General features: G+C 68.3%; 24 protein-coding genes. 18 read left to right on the top strand and 6 right to left on the bottom strand.

Annotated features, from left to right (window positions below; genetic code table 11):
- Positions 1 to 13 precede the first annotated feature (13 nt).
- From ubiG to folE2, 4 genes are all read left to right on the top strand, one after another.
- Positions 14 to 742, top strand: a complete 729-nt coding sequence (gene ubiG, locus ACTHN1_RS16470; protein ID WP_440472019.1) for a bifunctional 2-polyprenyl-6-hydroxyphenol methylase/3-demethylubiquinol 3-O-methyltransferase UbiG — start codon at positions 14 to 16, stop codon at positions 740 to 742.
- Positions 743 to 747: 5 nt separating this feature from the next.
- Positions 748 to 1452, top strand: a complete 705-nt coding sequence (locus ACTHN1_RS16465; RefSeq protein WP_440472032.1) for a phosphoglycolate phosphatase — start codon at positions 748 to 750, stop codon at positions 1450 to 1452.
- A gap of 51 nt (positions 1453 to 1503) precedes the next feature.
- On the top strand, positions 1504 to 2211 hold the full coding sequence (locus tag ACTHN1_RS16460) for a phytoene/squalene synthase family protein (protein ID WP_440472018.1): 708 nt from the start codon (positions 1504 to 1506) through the stop codon (positions 2209 to 2211).
- Positions 2212 to 2360: 149 nt separating this feature from the next.
- Positions 2361 to 3293, top strand: coding sequence for a GTP cyclohydrolase FolE2 (gene folE2, locus ACTHN1_RS16455; RefSeq protein WP_440472017.1), 933 nt, complete (start codon positions 2361 to 2363; stop codon positions 3291 to 3293).
- Between the two features lie 120 nt (positions 3294 to 3413).
- Here folE2 and ACTHN1_RS16450 read toward each other — a convergent pair whose 3' ends face one another.
- The 3 genes from ACTHN1_RS16450 to yidD are packed head-to-tail and all read right to left on the bottom strand — an operon-like array spanning position 3414 to position 5922.
- The gene (locus tag ACTHN1_RS16450; protein WP_440472016.1) at positions 3414 to 4316 is read right to left on the bottom strand and encodes a M23 family metallopeptidase; all 903 of its coding nucleotides are present in this window, start codon (positions 4314 to 4316) and stop codon (positions 3414 to 3416) included.
- Complete coding sequence (locus ACTHN1_RS16445) at positions 4316 to 5662, bottom strand: dihydroorotase (protein ID WP_440472015.1); 1347 nt, start codon at positions 5660 to 5662, stop codon at positions 4316 to 4318. The genes ACTHN1_RS16450 and ACTHN1_RS16445 overlap by 1 nt, the downstream gene beginning before the upstream one ends.
- Positions 5662 to 5922: a membrane protein insertion efficiency factor YidD gene (yidD, locus tag ACTHN1_RS16440; RefSeq protein ID WP_440472014.1), complete on the bottom strand. Its 261-nt coding sequence runs from the start codon at positions 5920 to 5922 to the stop codon at positions 5662 to 5664. Before yidD ends, ACTHN1_RS16445 begins: the two co-directional genes overlap by 1 nt.
- A gap of 96 nt (positions 5923 to 6018) precedes the next feature.
- Between yidD and dksA the strand changes: the two genes are divergently transcribed.
- The 9 genes from dksA to ACTHN1_RS16395 all read left to right on the top strand — a co-directional run bounded on the left by dksA (position 6019) and on the right by ACTHN1_RS16395 (position 17055).
- Positions 6019 to 7074 (top strand): RNA polymerase-binding protein DksA, encoded by a 1056-nt coding sequence (gene dksA / locus ACTHN1_RS16435; protein ID WP_440472031.1) that lies wholly within the window; start codon positions 6019 to 6021, stop codon positions 7072 to 7074.
- A 79-nt stretch (positions 7075 to 7153) separates the two neighbouring features.
- Positions 7154 to 7606 carry a nucleoside deaminase gene (locus ACTHN1_RS16430; protein ID WP_440472013.1) on the top strand — a complete coding sequence of 151 codons (453 nt, stop codon included), beginning with the start codon at positions 7154 to 7156 and terminating at the stop codon, positions 7604 to 7606.
- Between the two features lie 220 nt (positions 7607 to 7826).
- Entirely contained in the window at positions 7827 to 8399 is a 573-nt protein-coding gene (locus ACTHN1_RS16425) for an RNA polymerase sigma factor (protein ID WP_440472012.1), read from the top strand.
- 43 nt (positions 8400 to 8442) lie between these two features.
- The gene (locus ACTHN1_RS16420) at positions 8443 to 9510 is read left to right on the top strand and encodes a FecR family protein (protein ID WP_440472011.1); all 1068 of its coding nucleotides are present in this window, start codon (positions 8443 to 8445) and stop codon (positions 9508 to 9510) included.
- A gap of 225 nt (positions 9511 to 9735) precedes the next feature.
- Positions 9736 to 13167: a TonB-dependent receptor domain-containing protein gene (locus ACTHN1_RS16415; protein WP_440472010.1), complete on the top strand. Its 3432-nt coding sequence runs from the start codon at positions 9736 to 9738 to the stop codon at positions 13165 to 13167.
- Between the two features lie 203 nt (positions 13168 to 13370).
- Positions 13371 to 13916 carry a hypothetical protein gene (locus ACTHN1_RS16410; RefSeq protein WP_440472009.1) on the top strand — a complete coding sequence of 182 codons (546 nt, stop codon included), beginning with the start codon at positions 13371 to 13373 and terminating at the stop codon, positions 13914 to 13916.
- 168 nt (positions 13917 to 14084) lie between these two features.
- The gene (locus ACTHN1_RS16405) at positions 14085 to 14999 is read left to right on the top strand and encodes a hypothetical protein (protein ID WP_440472008.1); all 915 of its coding nucleotides are present in this window, start codon (positions 14085 to 14087) and stop codon (positions 14997 to 14999) included.
- A 103-nt stretch (positions 15000 to 15102) separates the two neighbouring features.
- Positions 15103 to 16047 (top strand): hypothetical protein, encoded by a 945-nt coding sequence (locus ACTHN1_RS16400; protein WP_440472007.1) that lies wholly within the window; start codon positions 15103 to 15105, stop codon positions 16045 to 16047.
- Between the two features lie 51 nt (positions 16048 to 16098).
- Positions 16099 to 17055, top strand: a complete 957-nt coding sequence (locus ACTHN1_RS16395) for a hypothetical protein (protein WP_440472006.1) — start codon at positions 16099 to 16101, stop codon at positions 17053 to 17055.
- A 22-nt stretch (positions 17056 to 17077) separates the two neighbouring features.
- Here the strand turns inward: ACTHN1_RS16395 and ACTHN1_RS16390 are convergent, their stop codons facing one another.
- From ACTHN1_RS16390 to cysS, 3 genes are all read right to left on the bottom strand, one after another.
- Complete coding sequence (locus tag ACTHN1_RS16390; RefSeq protein ID WP_440472005.1) at positions 17078 to 18319, bottom strand: MFS transporter; 1242 nt, start codon at positions 18317 to 18319, stop codon at positions 17078 to 17080.
- Positions 18316 to 18753 carry a SufE family protein gene (locus tag ACTHN1_RS16385; protein ID WP_440472004.1) on the bottom strand — a complete coding sequence of 146 codons (438 nt, stop codon included), beginning with the start codon at positions 18751 to 18753 and terminating at the stop codon, positions 18316 to 18318. Before ACTHN1_RS16385 ends, ACTHN1_RS16390 begins: the two co-directional genes overlap by 4 nt.
- Before the next feature lie 96 nt (positions 18754 to 18849).
- Complete coding sequence (gene cysS / locus ACTHN1_RS16380) at positions 18850 to 20223, bottom strand: cysteine--tRNA ligase (protein WP_440472003.1); 1374 nt, start codon at positions 20221 to 20223, stop codon at positions 18850 to 18852.
- Between the two features lie 179 nt (positions 20224 to 20402).
- On the opposite strand from cysS, the gene ACTHN1_RS16375 reads away from it, so the two are divergent.
- From ACTHN1_RS16375 to ACTHN1_RS16355, 5 genes are all read left to right on the top strand, one after another.
- Positions 20403 to 20891: a hypothetical protein gene (locus tag ACTHN1_RS16375; RefSeq protein ID WP_440472002.1), complete on the top strand. Its 489-nt coding sequence runs from the start codon at positions 20403 to 20405 to the stop codon at positions 20889 to 20891.
- A 243-nt stretch (positions 20892 to 21134) separates the two neighbouring features.
- Positions 21135 to 22136, top strand: a complete 1002-nt coding sequence (locus tag ACTHN1_RS16370; protein ID WP_440472001.1) for an N-acetylornithine carbamoyltransferase — start codon at positions 21135 to 21137, stop codon at positions 22134 to 22136.
- 132 nt (positions 22137 to 22268) lie between these two features.
- Positions 22269 to 23471 carry an argininosuccinate synthase gene (locus tag ACTHN1_RS16365; RefSeq protein ID WP_440472000.1) on the top strand — a complete coding sequence of 401 codons (1203 nt, stop codon included), beginning with the start codon at positions 22269 to 22271 and terminating at the stop codon, positions 23469 to 23471.
- A 232-nt stretch (positions 23472 to 23703) separates the two neighbouring features.
- A complete protein-coding gene (locus tag ACTHN1_RS16360) occupies positions 23704 to 24789 on the top strand; it encodes an acetylornithine deacetylase (RefSeq protein WP_440471999.1) in 1086 nt (361 codons plus the stop codon).
- Positions 24790 to 24807: 18 nt separating this feature from the next.
- Positions 24808 to 26124 carry an acetylglutamate kinase gene (locus tag ACTHN1_RS16355; RefSeq protein ID WP_440471998.1) on the top strand — a complete coding sequence of 439 codons (1317 nt, stop codon included), beginning with the start codon at positions 24808 to 24810 and terminating at the stop codon, positions 26122 to 26124.
- Position 26125: the final 1 nt, after the last annotated feature.

Raw genomic sequence — 26125 nt, 5'->3', positions numbered from 1 at the left:
CCGAGGTGACCCCATGACCTCCACCGCTTCCTCCGCGCCTTCCGGCGACAACTTCGATCAGGCCGAACTCGACAAGTTCGGCGCGCTCGCCAACCGCTGGTGGGACGAGCAGGGACCGCAGAAGGCGCTGCATGCGCTCAATCCGGTCCGCTTGGACTACGTGCGCCAGCGCGTATCGCTGGCCGGCGTGCAGGCGCTGGACGTCGGCTGCGGCGGCGGCCTGCTCAGCGAGGCGCTGGCGAAGGCCGGCGCGCAGGTCACCGCGATCGATCTGGCGCCGGAACTGATCAAGGTGGCGCGCCTGCACAGGCTCGAATCCGGGGCGCAGGTCGATTACCAGCTGCGTTCGGTCGAGTCGCTGGCCGAGGAACGTCCCGGCGGTTTCGATGTGATCACCTGCATGGAAATGCTGGAGCATGTGCCGGATCCCGCTGCGATCATCGAGGCCTGCGCGCGCCTGCTGAAACCCGGCGGCCGGCTGTTCCTGTCCACGCTCAACCGCACCCCGGCCGCGTTCGCGCTGGCGATCGTCGGCGCCGAGTACGTCGCCCGCCTGCTGCCCACCGGCACTCACCACTACCAGGACTTCATCAAGCCGTCCGAACTGGCCGCCTGGCTGCGCCAATCCCATCTCCAACTGGAGGACGTCAGCGGCCTGGCCTATGAGCCCTGGCGGCAGCGCGCCCGGCTGGCGCGCCGCACCGACGTCAACTACCTGGCCTGCGCGGTGAAGGCGGCATGAGCCTCATGAACCCGGATCTCCCCGCGACCGGAGGCGGCTTTCCGCGGGTGGCGCTGTTCGATCTCGACGGCACGCTGCTGGACAGCGCGCCGGATTTCGTCGCCACCGCCAATCGCATGCTCGCCGCGCGCGGGCGCGCGCCGGTGACCCTGGCCGATCTGCGTCCCCATGTGTCCAAGGGATCGCGGGCTATGGTGGGCGCGGCGTTTCCCGATCTGGATGTCGCCGCGCGCGACGCGCTGGTGCCGGAGTTCCTGGTGATCTACCAGGAGGAGCTGGGTCGCCACAGCCGTCCCTTCGACGGCGTGGAGGCGATGCTGGCCGCGCTGGAAGCCGCCGGCACGCGCTGGGGCATCGTCACCAACAAGCCCGAGTACCTGGCCCGCGATGTGCTGCCGGCCGAAGGCTGGCAGACGCGCTGCGCGGTGTTGATCGGGGGCGACACCCTGGCCGAACGCAAGCCGCATCCGCTGCCGTTGCAAGTGGCCGCCGAGCGCCTGGGCGTGAGCTGTGCCGAGTGCGTCTACGTCGGCGACGACGAACGCGACATCGTCGCCGCGCGCGCGGCCGGCATGCCGTCGATCGCCGCGCTGTGGGGCTATCGCCTCGACGGCGACGATCCGGAGAGCTGGCAGGCCGAGCGCATGTGCGACGAGCCCGGGGAACTGGCGACGCCCGACGCCTGGCCGCTGGCCGTCGACGCGGCCTGACCTGATCCGTCTCATCTGAACCGCCTTCCTGATTTCCGGTAGCCGCCCGCCGTGTCCGATTCCTCCGCGCTCGACAGTTTCCTGGACAAATGGCGCCAACGCTGGCCGGAATGGCAGGTGGCCGAGATCTTCGTCGCGCCGGAGCGGCGCGCGCTGGCCGAGGCCTGGTTCTCGCTGCTGCAGGAATTCGACGACATCCTCAACATCGCCGGCGATCCGTTGCCGGCCGACGCCAAGCTGGCGTGGTGGGGCGAGGAACTGCGCGGCTGGTCCCAACGCCGCTCGCGTCATCCGCTCGGTCGTCGATTGGAGCCGTTGCCGGCGCCGTGGGCCGCGCTGGCCGATGCCTTGCCGGAATTGAGCGCGGCCCGCGATGCGTCCGCCGACGGCGAGGCCGCGTTCGCCGGCCTGCGCGCTTACGGCGAGGCGGTCGCGGCGGTGGAAGCGGTCGTCCTGGGACGCGCGCCGGATGCGACGGCGGTGGTCGCGCAGACCCTGGCGACGCGGCTGGCCGAATCCGCGAGCGCGGCCGTGCCGCGCGACGTCCGTGGCGAGGACGACCGCAACCGCCTGCGCGGCTGGGCGCGGACGCTGGCACGGCGTTGGCCGCCGATGTCCGGCGCGGCGCGCGAGCGCCGCATCGTCGACGCGTTCGCCCGCGCGCGCCTGCGCCGGTTCGCCGGGGCGGGCGAGGCCACCGCGCTGCCGTCGCGGCTGCGCCTGCTGTTGACCGCCTGGAGCGCCGCGCGCGGCGGCTGAGCCAGGCCCGGGCGGAGGCGCCGATGGACATGCTCCATCGCTTCGATAGACGCTTCGATCCGCCGTAACGGACTGTTTCATCTGGCGATTCGGGGCAGGGGGTACAATGCCCGCCCGTTGTTTCCCCGTCTCGACTCCCCCGCATCGACATGGCTTCCGTCCCCCCCGTGGCGCCGCGCGCCGATCTCCCCGATGTCGCCCACCAGAGCGTGCCGCTGGCGCGCCCACTGGATTGGGTGGGCATGGAAGGCATCGCCCTGCCGGTGCGCATCACCGATGGCGAGGGCGGGCAACTGCAGGTGCCGGCCACCATCGACGTGTTCGTCAACCTGACCAACCCGGATGCGCGCGGCATCCACATGTCGCGCCTGTACCTGCACCTGCAGGATGGCCTGTCGCGCGAAGCCATCACCCCGGCCGGCCTGCGCCACCTGTTGCAGGAAGGCGTGGCGTCCCAGCAGGGACTGGCGGACCGCGCACGCATCCGCCTGCGCTATGACGCGTTGCTGCGCCGGCGCGCGCTGGAAAGCGAACATGCCGGCTGGAAGCGTTACCCGGTCGAAATCGACGCCACCCTGGTGGACGGTCATCTGCAACTGGCGCTGTCCTTCTCGGTGGAATATTCCAGTACCTGTCCGGCGTCGGCGGCGCTGTCGCGCCAGGCCAACGCGGAACGCTTCGCCGACGATTTCGCCGCCGCGCATCCGCTGTCGGTCGGCGTGGTCCGCGACTGGTTGGCTTCCGAACGCGGGCTGGCGGCCACGCCGCACGCCCAGCGCAGCCGGGCCAGCGTGCGGGTGGAACTGCGTCCGCAGTTCGACGAGCTGCCGCTGGTGGCGTTGATCGATGCGATCGAGGCGGCCCTGGGCACGCCGGTGCAGACCGCGGTCAAGCGCGTCGACGAACAGGCCTTCGCCCGCCTGAACGCGGAAAACCTGATGTTCTGCGAGGACGCCGCGCGCCGGGTCGCCGCCGCGCTGTCCCGGGACGCGCACGTGGCCCGTTTCGACGCCACCGTCGCCCATTTCGAGAGCCTGCATCCGCACGACGCGGTTGCGCGGGTCAGCGGCAGCAACGGCTGAACTCCCTCGGCTTCATCGCCGATTCCCGGGAAAAGCCCGCGACTCGCGTCGCTCTGCAGGTATCCGTCCCTGTCTTGTAGGAACGACGTCAGTCGCGACCGTGCGCCGCGTGGCAACCGTTCACTTCGCCCCGGCCGCCTGCGCGCGCTCCAGCACCAGCAGCGGATCGATGCGCACATCGAACCAGTTCATGCCCCAGTGCAGGTGCGGTCCGGTCGCGCGGCCGGTCGCGCCGACCGCGCCGACGACCTGGCCTTGTTCGACCCGGTCGCCGACCTTCACGTCGATTCGCGACAGGTGCAGGAAATTGGAGCTGACGCCGTAACCGTGATCCAGCAGCAGGGTGCCGCCGGTCAGGTACAGATCCGGCGCGGCGAAGGTCACCACGCCCGCCGCCGGCGCTTTCACCGGCGTGCCGTCGGGCGCGGCGATGTCCATGCCCGAATGGCCGGCGCCGGGCTGGCCGTTGTACACGCGCGCGTTGCCGAAGCGGCCGCTGATGCGGCCCTGCACCGGCCAGATGAACGCCTGCGCGAAGTCGGTGCGATCGTCGTCGCGCACGCGCGCGGCGGTCACCTGCGCCTGCTCGCGCCGGATCCGTTCGGCGATGGCCGGCGGTGGATTGACCGTCTTCGGCGGCACGCCGTTGATCCGTTCCAGCGGCCAGTCGCGCGGAGTCACGAGGATGCGCGCGGTTTCACTGCGTCCGGACGGCGTCGTCACCTCGACCGCCAGCGGCCCGGTCTCGTCGCGGCCCACGCCGAACACGACCGTGCCGTAGCCGCTGGTGCGCAGGACGCGGCCCGCGTAACGCACCTGGCTGCCGGCCGGCACCTTGCCGAACACCAGCGCGCCCTGCGGGACCTGCGCCGGAAACACCACGCGTTCGTCCGTGGTGACCGCGGGCGCGGGGGCGGGAGTGCCATAGGTCCCCTCGGCCAGCACTTGCTGCGCCGACAGCGACCGGGCGGTGGAGAGCAGCGCGAGCAGACCCAACGTGCCGGCCAGGCCGGCCCGCCGCATCACCGATCGAACTCCAGCCGCTGCCCGTTGGGCGTGCCGACCAGGTGTTCGCCGTTCCAGACCAGGCGGCCGTTGACCCAGGTCGCGCCGATGCGCGAACGGAAGGTGGTGCCCTCGAAGGGCGACCAGCCGCATTTGGACAGCACGTCCTCGCGGCGGACGGTGAATTCGGCGTCGTCCACCAACACCAGATCCGCCCAGTAACCCTCGCGCAGGAAGCCGCGTTCGCGCACGTCGAACAACTGCGCCGGCGCATGCGACACCTTCTGCACGATCTCGGTGATCGTGGCGCGGCCTTCGTGGACCAGTTCCAGCGCCGCGACCAGCGCGTACTGCACCAGCGGCAGGCCGGACGGCGCCTGCGCGTAGGGCTTGGACTTCTCTTCCAGCGTATGCGGGGCGTGATCGGTCGCCAGCACGTCGATGACGTCGTCGGCCAGCGCCTTGATCAGGGCCTCGCGATCGCTGGCGTCCTTGATCGACGGGTTGCACTTGATGAAATTGCCCAGGCGCGCGTAGTCGGCGCGATCGAAGCGCAGGAAGTGGATGCAGGTCTCGGCGGTGATGCGCTTGCGCTTGCCGGATGCGTCGATCAGCGGCCCCGGGGTGAACAGGGCCAGCTCGTCGGCGGTGGAGATGTGCAGCACGTGCAGGCGGGTATCGTGCCGGCGCGCCAGTTCCAGCGCCAGCCGGGTCGACTTGATGCACGCCTCGCGGCTGCGGATGTCCGGATGGTGTTCGGGGCCGAGCGCATCGCCGTAACGGGCCTGGAACGCTGCCATGTTCGCATCGATGGTCGGCGTGTCCTCGCAGTGGGTGATGATCGGCGTCGGTGCCTCGCGGAAGATCGCGTCCAGCGTTTCCGGATTGTCCACCAGCATGTTGCCGGTGGACGCGCCCATGAACACCTTGATGCCGGGCGCGGTCTTCGGATCCAGGGCGCGGATGGCTTCCAGGTTGTCGTTGCTGGCGCCCAGATAGAACCCGTAGTTGCCCCAGGCGCGTCCGGCCGCGCGCTGGTACTTGGCTTGCAGCGCGTCCGAATCGAGGGTGGGCGGCACCGTGTTGGGCATGTCCATGAACGAGGTCAGGCCACCGGCCACGGCGGCGGCCGACTCGGTGGCGATGTCGCCCTTGTGCGGCATGCCCGGTTCGCGGAAATGGACCTGATCGTCGATCATGCCCGGCAGCAGCCAGCGGCCGGCGGCGTCGACGACCTTTTCATCCGCGCCGGCGGACAGGCCGCTGCCGATGCGGGCGATACGGCCGTTCTCGATGCGCAGGTCGCCTTCGAATTCGCGGCCTTCGCTGGCCATCCGGGCATTGACGATGAGGGTAGAGGGCATCAGTGCTTTCCTGGACAAGAGGCGGAAGGGGAGGAGCCGGCGCGGGCGGGAGGCACCGGATCGTGGCCGCCGGGGTGGAGGGGATGGCAGCGGCCGATGCGCCGGGCGGCCAGCCAGCCGCCTTTCATCGGACCGAAACGGGCGATGGCTTCCATCGCGTATTCCGAACAGGACGGGACGAAACGGCAGCGCGGACCCAGCAGCGGGCTGATGAAGCGCTTGTACACCCGCAGGACAGCAATGAGTACCTGGCCGATCATGTCCGGATGATAACCGTGTTGGGTTGCCGCTGCCCGCCGGGTAGGCTATAAAGTCGCGCTTTCCCGATGCTCGGGAAGAACAAGGAAGCGCTGTTCGTGGCTGCTAAGAAACCTGCAAAGAAGGCCGCCAAGGCCGCCAAGAAAACCGCCAAGCCCGTCGCCAAGAAGCCTGTCGTGAAGAAGGCTGTCGCCAAGAAACCGGCCGCCAAGCCGGTGGCCAAGAAGGCGGCGCCCAAGCCCGTCGTCAAGAAAGCCGTGGCCAAGAAGCCGGTCGCCAAAACGGCGCCGAAGAAGGCCGCGCCCAAGCCTGCTGCCGCCAAGGCCAAGCCGGCCGTGGCCAAACCCGTCGCCAAGCCGGCGGCGAAGAAGGCCGTGGCCAAGAAGAGCGCTCCCGTCGCAGCACCGAAGACCAAATCCGCACCGAAGCCCGCTCCCAAGCCGGCTCCGGCCAAGACTGCTCCCCCGAAGGCCCCCGCACCGCGCCCGACCGCACCTGCCGCACCCCGGCAGGAGGCCAAGCCCGCGCCGGCTCCGGTGGCCAAGGCTCCATCCCCCGCAAAGCCAGTGCCCGCACCGAAATCGACCAGCAAGACCACCCATCCCGCCCCCGTGACCAGCAAGCCTGCCATCGCTCCCCGTTCCACCGGCAAGGTAGCCGTGGCCGTGGCCGCCAAGCCGCAGGCCCCCGTTGTCCGGGAAAAATTCAAGGTGGTGCCGTACAAGACCGACGACGCCACCGGTCGCCCGATCGTCCCCGAAGGCTACAAGCCGTCGGTGGACGAGGAATACATGAGCCCGCTCCAACTCGAATACTTCCGTCAGCGCCTGCTGCAGTGGCGCGCGGATCTGGTCGAGGAATCCAAGCAGACCATCGAGAACCTGAAGGACGAGGTCCGCGACATCGGCGACGAGGCCGAGCGCGCCACCCGTGAAACCGAGAACTCGCTGGAACTGCGCACCCGCGATCGCTACCGCAAGCTGATCGGCAAGATCGACAGCACCCTCAAGCGCCTGGACGCCGGCGACTACGGCTACTGCGTCGATACCGGCGAGGAAATCGGCCTGGAGCGCCTGGAAGCGCGCCTGACCGCCGAGCGCACCATCGACGCGCAGGAACGCTGGGAGCACATGCAGAAGCAGCAGGGCGACTGAACGGCGTCCGCTGTTGCAATCCAGGCAGACCCCGCCCAGGCGGGGTTTGCTTTTTGTGGAACCCGCACCGGGAGGCGGCATGGACCATGAACATTTCATGCGCGAGGCGCTGGCGCTGGCGCGCGCCAACATCGCCGAGGGCGGGCGCCCGTTCGGCGCCGTGCTGGTGCGCGATGGCGAAGTGATCGCCCGCGCCGGCAACGGCATCCATCGCGATCACGATCCCACCGCGCACGCCGAAATGCTGGCCATCCGCCAGGCCAGCCGGCAGCTGGGCAGTCCGCGTCTGGAGGGCTGCGTGGTCTATGCCAGCGGCCATCCGTGCCCGATGTGCCTGGCGGCCATGCACCTGTGCGGCATCCGCGAGGCCTGGTTCGCCTATTCGAACGAGGACGGCGAGCCCTACGGCCTGTCCACCGCCGCGATCTACCGTGAGATGGCGCTGCCGCCGACCGCGCACGCCAGCCTGCGCCTGGCCGCGCTGCGGCCCGAAGGCGAGGCGGGGTTGTATCGGGAATGGCGGCAGGCATAGCGACGGCGGCGGCCGGTTGAATCCACCCGCGCGACGCCGCACGCCGGCGCGCGGGCCGACGGGGACGGGGTTATTGCGTTGCAACGTGCACCCCCTGCCGGTGTACGCCTAGAGTCTGGCGCACGTACCCGACCGTATGCATGGTTCGCCCTGGTCCGAACGACCCCGGCGCCGGTCGGAATTTCCTTTCGTTGGACGATCGCCAGACAGGGGATTGCCGGTGTCCGATCCTTCGCCTTCGACCCACGGAGCCTCCCGCGCCGACCCGGGCAACGAGGGACGCGACGAACTGCTGAACGCCATCTCGGTGCGCTACCGCGCCCCGCTGAGGGGCTTCTTCGCCAAGCGGGTCCGGGATGCCAGCGAAGTCGACGACTTGACCCAGGAGGTGTTCCTGCACCTGTTGCGGCGCGCGCGCGGGGGCGCCATCGAGCACGTGGAGCAGTACGTGTTCCAGGTGGCGGCCAACGTCCTGCGCGACTGGGCCCGCCGGCGCAAGGTCCGGGCGATGGATGTCCAGGAGTCGTTCGATGAGGATCTTCACCAGCCCGCTACGGATATTTCGCCGGAGCGCGTCTTACTGGGGGAGGAGGCGGTCCGGGTGATGACCGCCGTCCTGCGGAGCCTGCCCGAGCGGACCCGCGACGTTTTCGTGCTGCGGACGATGGAAAAGCGCAAATACACTGAAATCTCGGTCATGCTGGGCATCTCCGTCCGGGCCGCCGAGAAGCACATGGCCAAGGCGCTGGCCCGTCTGGGCGGCGCGCTGGGTTGGGCCACGGAGGGCGAGTGATCTCGCCGGACAGGGAAACAGCAGAGGCTGACGAAACATATCCATGAACCCGCGGACCCCTCCAACGACCTGGGCGATGGACCTGGCGGCGGACAACGCCGACGAGGCGGCGGCGCGCTGGAGCGAAATCCTGCGCGATGCGCCGGAGCAGCCGCGCCTGCGCGAGGAGTTCGAGGCCTGGCAGGCGAGCGCGCCGGAGAACGCGGCGGCCTGGCGGCGCATCCAGGCCGCCAATCACTGGGTGCGGGCATTGTCGGACTCGCCGGAAATGCAGTCGCTGCGACGGGAAACACTGGCGCGCGTGGCCGAGGGCAGGCTGCGCTCCTCGCGGCGCTGGCGGCGGCTGTCGATCGCCGCGTCGGTGTTGCTGCTGATCGGCGTCGGCTTCATCGCGCTGCGCCCCGAGGCCACCCGTCACCTGTTCTCCGGCGCGGGCGATGGCCTGGCGGGGAACGTCTACCAGACCGGCGTCGGCCAGCGCAGCGTGGTGACGATGGACGACGGTTCGGTGGTGACGCTCAACACCGACAGCCGGCTGTCGGTGCACTACCGCGACAACCTGCGCGCGGTGACGCTGGAACAGGGGCAGGCGCTGTTCAAGGTCGCCAAGGATCGGACGCGCCCGTTCGTGGTCACCGCGGGCGGAAGGCAGGTCACCGCGCTGGGTACCGAGTTCGACGTGCGGGTCGGTGAACGCCTGTTCGAAGTGACCCTGATCGAAGGACGGGTCGGCGTGGCGCCCGCGCGGAACGTCGTGCCTTCGCCCACCACCGCCGCGTCCCTGGCGGAACTGCGCCCCGGCCAGCAGTTCGTCGCCGCCGATGGCTCCCGGCCCTTGGTGCGGGTGGCCGATGTCGGCCGCGTGGTCAGTTGGCGCAACGGCCAGATCGTGTTCGAGAACGAGCGCCTGGACGCCGCGATCGCCGAGATGAATCGCTACTCGCGCAGGAAGGTCGTGCTGGGGGATCCGCAGCTCGCTTCGCTGAAGATCAGCGGCGCCTTCAACGCCGGCGACACCCATACGTTCGTCGAAGCGTTGACGAGCTATTTCCCGATCCAGCGCGACCCGCGCGACGACGAACGCGTGGTGCTTGAATCGCGCCTTCGCTGATCGTCCGCATGCGTTCCGGCGCCGTCGCGCGTGCCGGATGAGCTGCATCCGTTCGGGTTCGAACCGCCGTGATTCTTGCTGCGGCGCAAAACAGTCCTCGCGAGTCCAGTATCTCCGCTGATTTTTTTTCCGGATGTGGTTCGGGTTCTTCGAGCATGCGCGTCTGTATGGAAGCGCGTCGCCGTCACACCGGTGCCGCATCACGGAAAAATTCGGGGAGGAAGCATGGGAGTGGTCCGTTCGTCTCGATTCGCGAAGCACGTGCTGCGGCCCTGCGCGCTGGCGCTGGCCCTCTCGCCGATACTGGCGGTGCAGGCACGGGATGGCACGGATCCGCCCGCGCGGTTCGAGATACCGCAGCAGACCCTCAGCGCGGCGCTGTCCGACTACGCGCGGCAGAGCGGCAAGCAGTTGCTGTACTCGCCGGATCTGGCCACCGGCAGGACCGGGCGCGCGGTGGTCGGCAGCAAGGCGCCGACGCGGGCGCTGGAAGAACTGCTCGAAGGCACCGGACTGACCTATACCATCAGTCCTTCGGGCGCGATCCTCATCATGGATCCCGCGCAGGCCGGCCGCGATGCCGCGGCGAAGAAGGACAAGCCGGGCGGACCGCAGGGAAACGGACAGGAGGTCGCCGCCCTGCAGTCGGCGACGACCTCCGGGACCGTGGCCCAGCAGACTGCAAGCGAAGCCGCGACAAGAACTGCTGAGGGACGCCGCGAGACCACGCTGGATACCCTCGTGGTCACCGCGCAGAAGAAGGTGGAAAACATCCAGAAGGTGCCGATCGCCATCAGCGCCTTCAGCGGCGACGACCTGAATGATCGCAAGATCGAGACCGGCGGCGATCTGGTCACCGCCACGCCCAACGTCACCTTCTCCAAGACCAACTTCGCCAGCTACAACTTCCAGATCCGCGGCATCGGCACCCAGGCGCTGTCGGTGACGACCGATCCGGCAGTCGCGGTCAGCTTCAACAGCACGCCGATGATCCGCAACCGCCTGTTCGAGCAGGAGTACCTGGACGTGGAACGCGTCGAGGTGCTGCGCGGGCCGCAGGGCACGCTGTATGGCCGCAACGCCACCGCCGGCGTGGTCAACATGATCCCGAACCTGGCCGACCCGGAGGGCTTCGACGCCAGCGTGAAGGCCGAACTCGGCAACTACGAATCGCGCCGTGTCAATGCGATGGTCAACGTGCCGCTGAGCGAAACCTTCGCCTTCCGCGTGGCTGCGCAGTACACCCGGCGCGACGGTTACGACCACAACACGGTGACCGGCAAGGACGTCAACGATCGCGACCTGCTGACCACGCGGCTTTCGGCGACTTTCCGGCCGAGCGAGCGCTTGAACGCCAGTCTGGTCTGGGAACACTTCCGCGAAGACGACATGCGCGCGCGCACCGGCAAGCAGATCTGCCACAACGATCCCGGACCGGCCACCATCGAGGGTTACGTGCCGGAGTTCGGCAACGCGCGCAACTACCTGAGCCAGTCCTGCGCCGACGGTTCGCTTTATGGAAACGACGCCTTCGGCGTGCCGAACGCGGCGAGCCTGCCCTACATCCTCGGCGCATCGGCCGCGGGACTGGGCCTGCAGGTCGACGAGAACGGGTTTCCGGTGGCCGCGTTGCCGCTGCTGCCGCCGGGTGTCGATCCGTATGCCGGCCTGAAGCAGTCCACCGATCTGCGCAGCATCGCCACCACCTACGATCCGCGCTTCGAGGCGAAGAACGACATCGTCCAGCTGAATTTCGATTTCGACATCAGTGATCGGCTGAAGCTGGTATCGCAGACGCTGTACACCCGGGATCGCTATTACTCCACCCAGGACTACGGGCGCTTCCAGTCCAATCCCATCTTCAACGACAGCAACGACGCCATCCAGTTCCTGCCCGACGGCACCATCGCGCCGGCGTATCCGGCCACGCCGGGCGGGGTCTACTGCGACCCGCAGCTGGGATGCTCGGACCGGCTGTTGAACGTGGATCTCGTCGATTCCTACAGCACGCAGTGGTCGCAGGAGTTCCGCCTGCAATCGGCCTTCGACGGCATGTTCAATTTCAGCCTGGGCGCCAACTACCTCGAGTACGAGATCGACGAAAGCTACTACGTCTTCAACAACGTGTTCAGCGCGCTCTCCCAGTTCTTCTTCAACGGCAACGGCGCCGGCACCGCGCCCGGCGACTGCCCGGCCGGAACGGCGACCCGGATGGATCCCAACCAGGGCATCGAGGTGCCCTGTGTCTATGTCGACCCCAATCCGCTGCGCGCCATCGACGGCCAGGGCCACAACTACTTCCGCAGCCGCAACGTCGCCAAGACGCGTTCGGCGGCGCTGTTCGGCGAAGGCTACTGGCAACTTTCGGACACCCTGCGCCTGACCGCCGGCCTGCGGGTCACCCGGGATCGCAAGGTCACCACGCCGTATCCCAGCCAGACGATGCTGGCCGATTCGACCAACGGGGCGAATCCCCTGTTCGGTGGCTATGTCGGCTATGGCTATCCGGCCGGCGCGGATATCCGCCAGACCTGGACCGAACCGACCGGGCGGCTAGTGCTGGACTGGTCGCCGGATCTGTCGTTCACCGACAGCACGCTGATCTACGCCTCCGTCTCGCGCGGCTACAAGGCCGGCGGCACCAACTCGCCCGGCGTCGGCGCCAACCCGGAAGCGCTCAGCTTCGAGCAGCGCGACCCCCGCTTCCGGCCGGAGTACGTCAACGCCTTCGAGATCGGCACCAAGAACGTGATGGCCGGCGGGCAGCTGATGTTCAACGCCACCGCGTTCTACAACGACTACAAGGATTACCAGGTCTCGCAGATCCAGGACCGCGCCACCCTCAACGAGAACTTCGACGCGCGTACCTGGGGCGCGGAGTTCGAACTGGTGTGGCGGCCGACCGACGCGTTCCAGCTCAGCGGCAATGTCGGCCTGCTGCGCAGCCGCATCGGCTCCAATCAGTACTCCATCGACGTGATGGATCGCACCGCCGGCAATCCGGGCTGGACCACCATCCGTCCCTGGATGCAGCTGGCATCCAATTGCATCGCACCGACGGAACTGGTGGCGACCGCGCTGGAGAACTACTTCGCCGATCCGTTCAACCAGATGTTCAGCAACGCCGGCTTCCTCAACAGCTTCTGCACGCTCAACTACTACACCGCGACCGGTGGCTTCACCGCCGACAAGGGGTTTGGCGGCGGGCCGGGCACCTACGCCTATCTGTTGAACGGCGCGTACTACGACCCGACGACGGACGCACCCAACGGCGGCGCCGGCTTCGCCAAGAACGTCGGTGGCAACGAACTGCCGAACGCGCCGCACATCACGGTCAGCCTGAGTCCGCAGTACACGTTCATGCTGGCGGACAGCGAGCTGACCCTGCGCGCGGATCTCTATTACCAGGGCAAGAGCTGGGCGCGCATCTACCAGGACCGCATTGACCGGCTGCGGGAATGGGGCAACGTCAACCTGTCGCTCACCTGGTACAAGCCCGCCACCGATCTGACCGTGCAGTTGTACGTGAAGAACGCGCTGGACGAGGAAGCCATCACCGGCACCTTCCTCAACAGCGACGACACCGGCCTGACTTCCAACGTATTCATCCAGGACCCCCGGATCATCGGGTTGTCCATCCGCAAGGGATTTTTCTGAGTGACGAAATGGCGTGCGCGAAGCCACGCCTGGCCAGCCAACGGGAACGCATCGTGCACCGGCGAAATACATCGCGTGTGTCGGTGAAAGACGCACTTCGAACATGAAAGAGCCATTTGGGTGCAGCCGCATTCAAATACACCAGCAACCCTCCATCGGAGAAAGGCACCATGTCAAAGTTCAAGACGAGTCTGCTTGCAGCCATGTCCGCTGTTGCCATGTTCGGCGCCGCGTCGGCATCCGCCGCCACGTTCCAGGTCTGGAACGGGAGCACCTGGGGTGATGGCACCACCCACTTCGTGGGCACCACGACCGCTTCTTACTTCGGTAACTCGCTTCCGTGCTCGGTGGCCGACTTCACCGTGGTGGTGAGCGGCGGCGTCGCCAGCATCACCGCGGTCAGCTTCGGCGGCAGCGCCGCCTGTTCGGCGATCGTGCCGCGCGGCCTGCCGTGGAAGGTCAGCATCACCGCCACCAGCGGCAGCGGCGGCACCCTCACCATCGGCGATACCGCCAGCACGACGACGACGGCCGGTGGCGTGAATGTGTTCATTCCGGCACCGCTCAACGCGAACTGCCCGAGCCTCAGCGGACGCGCGCCGTTGCCCAACGTGGCGCTGACCAATGGTTCGTCGTCCAGCGATGCGGTGATCCAGTTCAGCGGAACCCTGGGCGCCTGCGCCGTGGCCTCGACCGCGCCTACCCATCTGCGCACGACCGGCTGGCCGTCGGCGCGGGTGATTCCGTGATCTGAGCCGCGACCGATCCGCTTGTTCCCCGCCAGGGGGCTGCCCAGGGGCGATGCCGTCCGTGGCGACCCCTCCCGCCTTGGTCCACGCATCGAGGCGGCCCCCTGGGCCTTTCCTTCGTTCCCTCGCCGATCCGGACGATCCGGATCACCCATGCCGGAGTTCGCCATGTCGAAAGCCTCGTTGTCCCTCGCGCTTGCCGCGATGCTGGCGGGCCTCGCCGCCGTTCCCGCCGCCCATGCCGGGACGCCCTCGGGCCCGTATGCGATGTTCAAGTACTGTCCGTACACCAATCCCGCGGTGGGATCCTGCGTGATCAACACCACCCACTCGGGCGTGTTCGTCATCGGCAACACCACCTTGCCGATCGACAAGCCCATCGTGCTGCAGGGCGGGGTGGAGAACCTGGGGCCGTCGCCGCTGTACCAGGCGGTCGGCGCGCCCACGCTTTCATCGCCACCGGCCAAGGTGCCGGGCGGTCTGCTCGGCATCATGAATCCCGCGCCGGACTGGCCTGGCCCGTTGTGGACCGCCTTCTGGGCGATCGTGGCCACCGTCAACGACGTGACCGCCACCATGGAGCCGGTGGCGCCGGCGCAGACCAACTTCGGCAACGCGCTGTTCCCGCCGACCGACGGCAGTGATCCCACCGCGGCGCAACTGGCGGTGCGCGTGCGCCTGCAGAATCCGTTCCTGGGCAACAACTGCTACATCGGTTCGCCGCAGAACCCGATCATCATCAAGCTGCAGACCGGCACGACCCAGCCGCCGCCGCCCAACCAGCCGATTGCGGGCAACCCGGGCACGGTCGAGACCATCATCACCGACGAAGAGAACTTCATCGGCTATCTGCAGGTGACCGACGCCACCTTCGTCGACAACGCGTTCGCGGTGCCGGCGGCCACGGGCTGCGGCAACATCGCGCTGGGTCTGCCGGTCCTCACCCCGCTTCTGCAATCGCTGGTCTCCGGCGCGGTCAACCTGAAGGTCGGCCTGCCGTCGGCCGCGGGCAAGAACACCGCGGTGCTCAACAGCGACGCGGCGATCGCCGCATCGGCGTTCGTGCTGGGGAGCGAGCAGTAAACGAATGCACGGCGAGAAACGCCGGCAGGGCAGGATGCCGATACCAGGGACCGGTGGCGGAGGGCGGCCAGGGAGGGCCGCTCTGCGCGTATCCTGCTGAACCATGCGCAAGCGCTATTTCATCGCTCCGTTGATACTGCTGGCGCTGGCGGGCGCCTACTGGCTGGGGCGCGTGCAGCCACGCGCCTCGGCGGATGGCATGGCCGCGGCCGCGCCGGCGGTCGCCGCGAACGCGGACACGGGGCAGGGACCGGCCTCGACGATGCCGTCGACCTCGCGTGCGCGGACGGGAAGCTACTTCGCCGGTTTGCGGGCCGGCGCGGATGCGGGCGACGTGACCGCGTCGACCCGCCTGTACCGTGGCCTGAGCCTGTGCCATCGCCTGCGCGCGATGGACTGGAGCAACGCGATGCTGGCCAGCGAACTGCTGGAAGCGCAGACCCGGGGCATGACGCCCACCCAACTGGAAGGCTATCGCATGCAGCTCGATGGCATCGAGTCACGCCGGCAGAACGCGGCGCGGATGAACGAGCGCTGCGCCGAAGCGGATGCCGCGATGATGGACGCGCTGGTGCCGAGCGTGCGCCGGGCGGCCCAGCTCGGCGAACCCCACGCGCGTGCCTGCTACCTGGCCATGGGACCGAACTTCGACATGCGCGCGCTGGCGCGGCATCCGGAATGGATCGATCAATATCGCGGCAGCGTTCCCGGCATGATCGAGGCCGGCATGGCGGCCGGCGACTGGGCGGTCGTGAACATCCTGCGCGGCGCCTATCAACCGGATGCGGACGGCCTGCTGGCCGGCGTGCTGGGCTCGGATCCCGCGCGTCACTTCCGCTACCTCAAGCTGTATCGCCTCGGCGCCGGACCCGGCGACATCGCCGTGCTGGATCAGCAACTGGCGGTCGCGGCGGCGCGCCTGTCGCCCGAGCAGCGGAACGAGGCCGAGACCTGGGCGGAAACCACGTTCCGCCGGGATTTCCACGGACGCTCCTCGGTCGGCGCGCCCGGCCTGGATCGCGACCCCTGCGTGTTTCCACCCGAATGACGGCGGCGTAGTCGACTTCAGCGAGGATCTGGCGATGGGATGCGGCAAACCATGAAGCGAAAGCACCTGATCATGGCGTTCACCGCGCTGGTGGCGATTGCCGGCGTCTACGCGCTCGGGCGCTGGAGCGCCATGCCGGCGTCGACCGCGGAAGCGAACGCATCGCGCGCCGCGTCGTCCGCAGCCCCGGCGTCCGGCACGGCGGTGGCTTCGACGGAACGGGTCAAAGGCGGCCCGCTGCCGACGCCCACGACGCCCCTGGGCACGAGCTTCGCCGATCTCCAGGCGCGCGCGAACGCGGGCGACGTCGACGCCGCCCGGCGCCTGGTCCACGACCTCGACCGCTGCAGCCGCCTGCGCGCCACCGAATGGAACAACGCCGGCACCACCCGCACGCTGCTCGATCACAAGACCGAGGGCATGAGCGCCGCGCAGCTTCGCACCTACCAGGTGCTGCTGGATGCGATGGACGTGCGGGAGCAGAGCGCCGGCCGCAATCGCGAACTGTGCGCGGGCGTGGACGACAAGATGCTCGATACGCTGGTCGCGAACATCGCTCAGGCCGCCCGGCTCGGCGACGCCGACGCGCGCGCCTGCTATCTCGGCCAGGGACCGCTGTACAACGTCCGCAGCCTGCTGGAGCACCCGGGCGTGCTGCAGAGCTATCGCCGCGATGCCACCGCGATGATCGAAAGCGGCGTCGCCAGCGGCGACTGGCGGGTGGTCGACCTGCTGCAACGGGCCTACGAACCCGGCGCGGAAGGTTTGCTGGCCGGCCTGCTGGGGCCCGATCCGGCGCAGCATTATCGTTATCTGAAGCTGTACCGGCTGGGCGCCGAACCCCATCGCGCCAGCCAGCTCGACCGGCAGATCGCCGCGGTCGCGGCCAACCTCCCGCCGGAGCAGATCTACGACGCCGACCGCTGGGCGCAGACGACCTTCAAGGAAAACTTCAGCGGCCCCTCGACCACCACGACGCCGCCGGGCTGGGACGCCTGCACCTTCTGAGCCGCGCGGAAGGTCTGGCGGTTCAGTGCAGGTCCTTGAGATCCAGGCGACGCAGGCGGGGCGCGCGCCAGGCGGTGGTGGCGACCACCGCGAGGATCGCGCAGCCGCCCAGCAGCACCGCCGGGATCAGTCCCAGCACGCGCGCCATGGTGCCGGCATAGAAAGCTCCCAGTTCGTTGGATGAACTGATGAAGATGCCGTTGATCGACGACACCCGCCCACGCATCTCGTCCGGCGTGGACAACTGCAGGATCGTCGAGCGCACGACCACCGACACACCGTCGCACATGCCATAGGCCAGCAGGATCAGCGCCGACAGCCAGAAGCTGCGCGACAAGCCGAACGCGATCACGCACAGGCCGAAGCCGGCCACCGCGAACAACAGCACGCGGCCGGCGTGTTTCTGCAGCGGATGACGGGCCAGCCACACGCCCACGCAGGCCGAACCCAGCGCCGGTGCGGCGCGCAGGATGCCCAGGGCCTTCGGACCGTAGTGGAGGATGTCGTGGATGAAGGCCGGCAACATCGCGACCACGCCGCCGAGCAGCACCGAGAACATGTCCAGCGCCATCGCGCCCAGCATGATCTGGTTGCTCCAGACGAAACGCGCGCCCTGCGCGATGCTGGCGAAGATCGGCAGGCTGGTTTCCGGTGGGCCGGGTTCCTGCACGCGCAGGCAGGCCAGCACGATACCGGCCAGCACCGCCAGCACCGCGGCGACGCCATAGGAGAGCGCGTTGCCGCCGAATCCCACCAGCAGGCCGCCGATGGCCGGGCCGGTGACCATCGCCGCCTGGAAGATCACCGTGCCCACGCCGGCCCCGCGCACGAAGTCCTCGCGGGCCAGCACCCTGGCGAACAGCGCGTTGTAGATCGGACTGAGGAACGAGCGCGCCATGCCGGTGAGCGCGATGGCGGCATAGATCGGCCAGAGCCGGGCGGTCGGCACCCAGCCGGCGGCCACCAGCACCAGGATCACCGCGGTCAGCGCCAGCACCGCGCAGGCCGCGATGCCCAGCTTGCGGCGCGGCAGGTGATCGACCAGGTAACCGGCGAACGGCGCCACGCAGAAGAACGGCAGCACTTCGGCCAGGCCGATCAGTCCCAGCGAGAACGGATTGCGGGTCAGCTGATAGATGTGCCAGCCGACCGTGACGCCGACGATCTGATACGACAGCAGGGCCAGAATGCGATAGGCCAGGACCGTGGCGAATCCACGGTTGCGCAGCAGCGCCAGGACAGGCGAAGAGGCCGGTTCGCTCACCGGGCCGCCGTGGCGGTCTCGCGGATGAAGGCCAGCAGGGAGGCCAGGCCGTTGCTGCGGGTGGGCGACAGATGCTTGGCCAGGCCGATGTCGGCGATGTAGTCCGCCTCGGTGGCGAGGATTTCCGCGGCCGACCGGCCCGAATACACCCGCAGGGCCAGGAAGATCAGCCCGGACACGATGGCCGAGTCGCTGATCGCGCGGAAATCCAGCCTGGCGGCGTCACCCTGCGGAACGATCCACACCAGCGACTGGCAGCCGAGCAGGCGGTGTTCCTCGGTTTTCCATTCTTCGGGGAACGGCGGCAGCTTGCGGCCCAGGTCGATGAGGTACTGATAGCGCTCGGCCCAGTCGCCGAAGAACGCGAATTCGTCCTTGATGGCCTGCTGGGCCTCGGCGGCGGTGGGTTCGAGCGGGAAGACGGTGTCGGTCATGGCGGTTCGGAATGTGCCCTTCCGGGGAAGAAGCAGGCGACGCGCATCGGCCGCCTGCCCGTGCCGGCGCGATCGCGCGCCGGGCGAGGATCGGGATCAGGCCCGCTTCCAGCGGACGCCCTGCGGGGTATCTTCCAGCAGGATGCCTTCGCTGGCGAGTTGATCGCGGATCGCGTCGGAACGGGCGAAATCGCGCGCCTGCTTGGCCGCGGCGCGTTCCTCGATCAGCGCCTGGATGCGGGCGTCGTCGTCGTCGGACGCGCCACGCGCGAACCACCCGGCGGGATCCTGCTGCAACAGGCCCAGCGCGAATCCCGCGCCGAGCAGTTCCGCCCGCAGCCGCGCACGCTCGTCGGGCGCGGTGGCCTTGCGCGCCTCGGTGGCGATGCGCGCGATTTCGGCCAGCGCCAGCGGCGTATTGAGATCGTCGTCGAGCGCGGCTTCGATCGTGGCCGGGATCACCGTGTTGGCGGGCATCCCGGCGTCCTGCAGATCGCGCAGGGTGCCGTACAGGCGATCCAGGGTGCGCACGGACTGCTCGATCAACGCGTCCGACCAGTCCAGCGGCTGGCGGTAGTGCGCCGACAGCAGGGCATAGCGCAGCGCCTCCGGCGGATGCTGCTCCAGCAGGTCGTGGACGCGTTCGATGTTGCCCAGCGATTTGCTCATCTTGGCGCCGCCGAAGTTGAGCATGCCGTTGTGCAGCCAGAACCGGGCGAAGGTCTGGCCCCCGTGCGCGCATTCGCTCTGCGCGATTTCGTTCTCGTGGTGCGGGAACTGCAGGTCCACGCCGCCGGCATGGATGTCGATGGTCTGGCCCAGGTGGGCGGCGGCCATCGCCGAGCATTCAATGTGCCATCCCGGACGGCCGCGGCCCCAGGGAGACTCCCACCCCGGCAACTCGTCGCTGGAGGGTTTCCACAGCACGAAGTCACCGGGATCCCGCTTGTAGGGCGCCACGTCGACGCGCGCGCCGGCCAGCATCTCCTCCGGATCCCGGCGCGAGAGCTTGCCGTAGCCCGGGAACGAGGCCACCGCGAACAGCACGTGCCCCTCCGCCGCGTAGGCGTGACCGCCGGTGATCAGATCCTGGATCATCGCGATGATCTGGGGAATGTGGGCAGTCGCCTCCGGCTCGATGTCCGGCGGGGCGACGCCCAGGCGGGCCATGTCCTGCCGGTAGGCGGCGGCGAAGCGGTCGGTGATGGCGCTGATCGGCACGCCCTGTTCCAGGGCGGCGGCGTTGATCTTGTCGTCCACGTCGGTGATGTTGCGGGCGTAGCGCAGCGCGCCGTAGCGCCGCCGCAGCAGGGCCGCCAGCACGCCGAACACGACCGGGCCGCGGGCGTTGCCGATGTGGACGTAGTTGTAGACGGTCGGCCCGCACACGTACAGGGTGGGGCAGGCGGGGTCGAGGGGGGCGAAATCCTCGACCCGGCGGGTGAGGTTGTTGTGGAGGCGCAGGCTCATCAGGCTGGGGCGTGGGGAAGCCGGATGATTCTACAGCCTGGCGGGACCCGGTCGGCCGCCGGCCGGGGGTCAGGGGGATGGTTCAGCCCCTCTCCAGCCTGGTCGCCTACACTAGCGGGCACAGATTTCCACCAACGGGTCGCATGGGTCGTTTCCGTCATTGCTTGCTGCCATTGCTGATGTTGCCGATCGCCATGGGCGCGATGGCGCAGGAGCGTGTGGTCCAGGCGGAGAACGTGCGGCTGGACTACGCGCAGGTGCTCAATGTCGAGCCGGTCTACCAGACCCTGCGGGCGAGCCGGACCGAGGAGGTCTGCGACGAACTGCCCACGCTGCCGACCACCACGGTCCACCCGAGCAAGGAACAGAGCCGCTGGGCGCGGTTTCTGGAATCCATCAAGGGCGTGTTCTCCGGCGACGACGAGGCCAGGGCCCAGGATGCCGAGGCGCAGGCCGGCCAGTCGACCGAGCCGGCCCGGCTCAACTGCCGCAGCGTGCCGGTCGAGCGCGAGTTCCGCCGCCCCATCGCCTACGACGTGGACTACGTCTACAAGGGCACCAAGTACCGTTCCCGCCTGGCCGAGGATCCCGGCAACCGTCTCCGGATCCGGATTTCGGTGATGCCCTACGTGCCGACCGTGCCCCCGGTCGAAGCGCCCGCGCCCTGAGCCTTGCGCTGCGCCGCAGCACATGCGACGATGCGCCCCCTATGAAGATGAACGCACACGCTCATGCTGACAGCGCGGCCCGCCAGGCCTCGGGCATGACCTCGCGTGCGCGTCGACCGGAATCCTGCTCCTAGCTGGGTCGCCCGGACGTTTTCGCCTGTCTTACCGGAACCCAGCCAGAGGCTGGGTTTTTTCGTTTCCGTCCCCCGAATTTCCGCAACATTCCCGAACCAGGATGCCTTGATGAAGCACTTCTTGAACACGCAGGACTGGAGCCGCGCCGAGCTGGATGCCTTGCTGGCGCAGGCGGCGCGATACAAGCAGGACAAGCTGGGCGATGCGCTGAAGGGCAAATCGATCGCGCTGGTGTTCTTCAATCCGTCCATGCGCACCCGCACCAGCTTCGAGCTGGGCGCCTTCCAGCTGGGGGGGCACGCGGTGGTCCTGCAACCGGGCAAGGACGCGTGGCCGATCGAGTTCAACCTGGGCACGGTGATGGACGGCGACACCGAGGAGCATATCGCCGAGGTGGCGAAGGTGCTGGGGCGCTATGTCGACCTGATCGGCGTGCGCGCGTTCCCGAAGTTCGTCGACTGGGCCTATGACCGCGAGGACATCGTGCTGAAGTCCTTCGCCAAGTACTCGCCGGTGCCGGTGATCAACATGGAGACGATCACCCATCCCTGCCAGGAACTGGCCCACGCGCTGGCGCTGCAGGAACATTTCGGCACCACCGACCTGCGCGGCAAGAAATACGTGCTGACCTGGACCTACCACCCCAAGCCGCTCAACACCGCGGTGGCCAATTCGGCGCTGACCATCGCCACCCGCCTGGGCATGGACGTGACCCTGCTGTGCCCGACGCCGGATTACGTGCTCGACGAACGCTACATGGGCTGGGCCGAGCAGAACGTGGCCGAGAGCGGCGGTTCGCTGGTGGTCAGCCATGACATCGAGAGCGCCTATCGCGGTGCCGACGTGGTCTACGCCAAGAGCTGGGGCGCGCTGCCGTTCTTCGGCAACTGGGAACCGGAAAAACCCATCCGCGACCAGTACAAGCACTTCATCGTCGACGAGGCCAAGATGGCCCTGACCAACAACGGCGTGTTCTCGCATTGTCTGCCGCTGCGCCGCAACGTCAAGGCCACCGACGCGGTGATGGATTCGCCGCGGTGCATCGCCATCGACGAGGCCGAGAACCGCCTGCACGTGCAGAAGGCGATCATGGCCGCCCTGGTTCGATAGACATCCACGAAACGCCCCTTCCCCCGCATGCGGGGGAAGGCCGGGATGGGGGCAGGCCGCCACCGTTCCGCGCCCCCACCCCATCCCTCCCCCGCAAGCAGGGGAGGGGGTACATCACGAGAGACTCCTGAAATGACCGCTTCGACCAGCAAAGACATCGTTCTCGCTTTCTCCGGTGGCCTCGACACCAGCTTCTGCATTCCCTACCTGCAGGAACGCGGCTGGGCCGTGCACACCGTGTTCGCCGACACCGGCGGCGTGGATGCCGAGGAGCGCGCCTACATCGAACAGCGCGCCGCCGAACTGGGTGCGGCCAGCCATGTCACCGTCGATGGCGGCCCGGCGATCTGGAACGGCTTCGTCAAACCGTTCGTGTGGGCGGGCGAGGGCTACCAGGGCCAGTACCCGCTGCTGGTGTCGGATCGCTACCTGATCGTCGACGCCGCCCTCAAGCGCGCCGCCGAACTCGGCACCAATGCCATCGCACACGGCTGCACCGGCATGGGCAACGATCAGGTCCGCTTCGATCTGGCGGTCAAGGCGTCGGGCGATTACCGCATCGTCGCGCCGATCCGCGAAATCCAGAAGGAACACACCCAGACCCGTGCCTACGAGCAGCAGTACCTGGAAGAGCGCGGCTTCGGCGTGCGCGCCAAGCAGAAGAGCTACACCATCAACGAGAACCTGCTGGGCGTGACCCTGTCCGGCGGCGAGATCGACAAGTGGGAAGCTCCCGGCGAAGGCGCGCGCGGCTGGTGCGCGCCGCGCAGCGAGTGGCCGGAACAGGCCCTGCGCGTGACCGTCGGTTTCAGGCAGGGCGAAGCGGTGAGCCTCGACGGCCAGGCGCTGGACGGCGCCCCGCTGCTGGCGAAGTTGAACGCGCTGTTCGCACCCTACGGCGTGGGCCGCGGCATGTACACCGGCGACACCACCATCGGCCTGAAGGGCCGCATCGTGTACGAAGCGCCGGGCCTGATCGCGCTGCTCGCCGCGCACCGCGCGCTGGAGGAGGCGGTGCTGACCAAGCAGCAGAACCGCTTCAAGCCGGAGGTGGCGCGCAAATGGGTGGAGGTGGTCTACGAAGGCTTCTTCCACGATCCGATCAAGACCGACCTGGAAGCCTTCCTGGCCTCCTCGCAGGCGACCGTCAATGGCGAAGTGGTGCTGGAAACCCGTGGCGCCCGCGTCGACGCGGTGGCGGTGAAGTCGCCGCACCTGCTCAACGCCAAGGGCGCGACCTACGCGCAGTCGGCCGACTGGGGCGTGGAGGAGGCGGAGGGTTTCATCAAGCTGTTCGGCATGAGCAGCACGCTGTGGGCGGAGATCAACCGCTGAGCCACCGACCACCGGAGCTCCCCAAACCGTCACGACGCTGCTGAAAATCCGTTCCGTCATTCCGGCGCAAGCTGGAATCCACCGGCTTCCCGCCGCCGGGCGAAGAAGCAACCGCGCATGGATCCCGGCTTTCGCCGGGATGACGATTGGGAACATCGGCGCGTCGGCGGGGGCGGGGATGTCCCACCCGAATCCAGAACCATGACCATGATCCGTTGCAGGGCGCTCTCCCATGCTTGACCAGGTTCTCCAACATCTCGAGCAGCTGGTGTCCCACGACACCCGCAATCCACCGCGCGCCATCACCACGGGGGGCATCTTCGACTACATCCGCGCGCAGCTGCCCGACTTCAACATCGAGGTGATCGATCACGGCGCCGGCGCGGTGTCGCTGTTCGCCGTGCGCGGGCAACCGAAGCGGGTGTTCAACGTCCACCTGGACACGGTGCCGTCGTCGCCGGCGTGGACCGCCGATCCGCTGAGGCTGCGGGTCGAGGGCGATCGCGCGATCGGCCTGGGCGCCTGCGACATCAAGGGCGCCGCGGCCGGCCTGCTCGCGGTGGCCCAGGTGACCTCCGGCGACGCCGCGTTCCTGTTCTCCAGCGACGAGGAAGCCAACGATCCGCGCTGCATCGCAGCGTTCCTCGCCCGTGACCACGGTTTCAACGAGGCCATCATCGCCGAGCCGACCCAGGGCCAGGCGGTGCTGGCGCACCGGGGCATCAGCGCGGTGCGGATGGCGTTCAAGGGCCAGGCCGGCCACGCCTCGGCCGAGAACGCGCTGTCGCTGAGCGCGCTGCACAACGCGATGCGCTGGGGCACCCGCGCGCTCGATCACGTGCAGGCCCAGCATCACCTGCGTTTTGGCGGCCTGACCGGCCTGCGCTTCAACATCGGTCGGGTCGAGGGCGGCATCAAGGCCAACATGATCGCGCCCAGCGCGGAAGTCCGCTTCGGTTTCCGGCCGTTGCCCTCGCAGGACATGGACGCGCTGCACGCGCAGTTCCGCGCGTTCGCCAATCCCGACGCGCTGGCCGAGTACGAGGAGACCTTCCGCGGTCCCTCGCTGCCGTCCGGCGACGTCGCCCGCGCCGAGGAACGCCGCCTCGCCGCGCGCGACCTGGCCGACGAACTCGGCCTGCCGGTCGGCAACGCGGTGGACTTCTGGACCGAAGCCTCGCTGTTCTCGCAGGCCGGGCTGACCGCGCTGGTGTACGGCCCGGGCGACATCGCCCAGGCGCACACCGCCGACGAGTGGGTCGCACTCGAACAACTCCAACACTACGCCGCCACCGTGCAGCGGATTTTCACCGCATAACCGAGACCCGCAGAACCGATGGAATCGAACAAGCAAACCCGGCAGACCATCATCCGGCTGCTGTCCAGCATGGCCAGCGCGAAGGAGATTTCGCAGTACGTCAAGCGATTCTCGCAGCTGGACGCCAAGCGCTTCGCCGTGGTCAAGGTGGGCGGCGCGGTGCTGCGCGACGATCTGGAGGCGCTGACGTCCTCGCTGACCTTCCTGCAGGAGGTCGGTCTGACGCCGATCGTCGTGCACGGCGCCGGTCCGCAGCTGGATGAGGAGATGAACGCCGCCGGCATCGTCAAGCAGACCGTCAATGGCCTGCGCGTGACCACGCCGGAAGTGCTGGCGATCGTGCGCAAGGTGTTCCTGCAGCAGAACCTGGCGCTGGTGGAAGCCCTTCAGCAGGGCGGCGCGAGGGCCACTTCGATCGTCTCGGGCGTGTTCGAGGCCGAGTACAAGGACCAGGCTACCTACGGCCTGGTCGGCGACGTCACCCGCATCAACCTGGCGCCGATCGAAGCCAGCCTGCATGCCGGCTCCATCCCGGTCATCGCCAGCATGGGCGAGACCATGGGCGGGCAGATCCTCAACATCAACGCCGATTTCGCCGCCAACGAGCTGGTGCAGGTGCTGCAGCCGTACAAGATCATCTTCCTGACTGGCACCGGTGGCCTGCTGGACGCCGATGGGCGGGTCATCGACTCGATCAACCTGTCCACCGAGTACGACGATCTGATGGCGCAGCCGTGGATCAACGGCGGCATGCGGGTGAAGATCGAGCAGATCAAGGATCTGCTGGACAGGTTGCCGCTGACCTCGTCGGTGTCGATCACCAAACCGGCGGAACTGGCCAAGGAATTGTTCACCCACCGGGGATCGGGCACGCTGGTGCGGCGCGGCGAACGGGTGCTGCGCTTCGATTCCTGGCAGGGCGTGGACCTGCCGCGCATGCGCGCGCTGATCGAATCGAGCTTCGGTCGCCGGCTGCTGCCGGATTATTTCGAACGGACCACGCCGCATCGGGTGTACGTCAGTGAAAACTACCGCACGGCGCTGATCCTGACCCACGAGGATGGCTTCGCCTACCTGGACAAGTTCGCGGTGCTGGACGAAGCGCAGGGCGAGGGCCTGGGGCGCGCGGTCTGGCACGTGATGCGGGAGGAGAACCCGCGGTTGTTCTGGCGTTCGCGCCACAACAATCCGGTCAACATCTTCTACTACGCCGAGTCCGACGGCTGCTACAAGCAGGAGAAGTGGAAGGTGTTCTGGTACGGCATCGAGAGTTTCGACGACATCGAGCGTTGCGTGGCCCATTGCCGCACGCGCCAGCCGACCCTGGTGGACTGAG

The sequence above is a fragment of the Pseudoxanthomonas sp. genome (assembly GCF_051953815.1).
Lineage (GTDB): Bacteria > Pseudomonadota > Gammaproteobacteria > Xanthomonadales > Xanthomonadaceae > Pseudoxanthomonas_A.
This window is presented reverse-complemented; position numbering and strand designations above follow the sequence as displayed.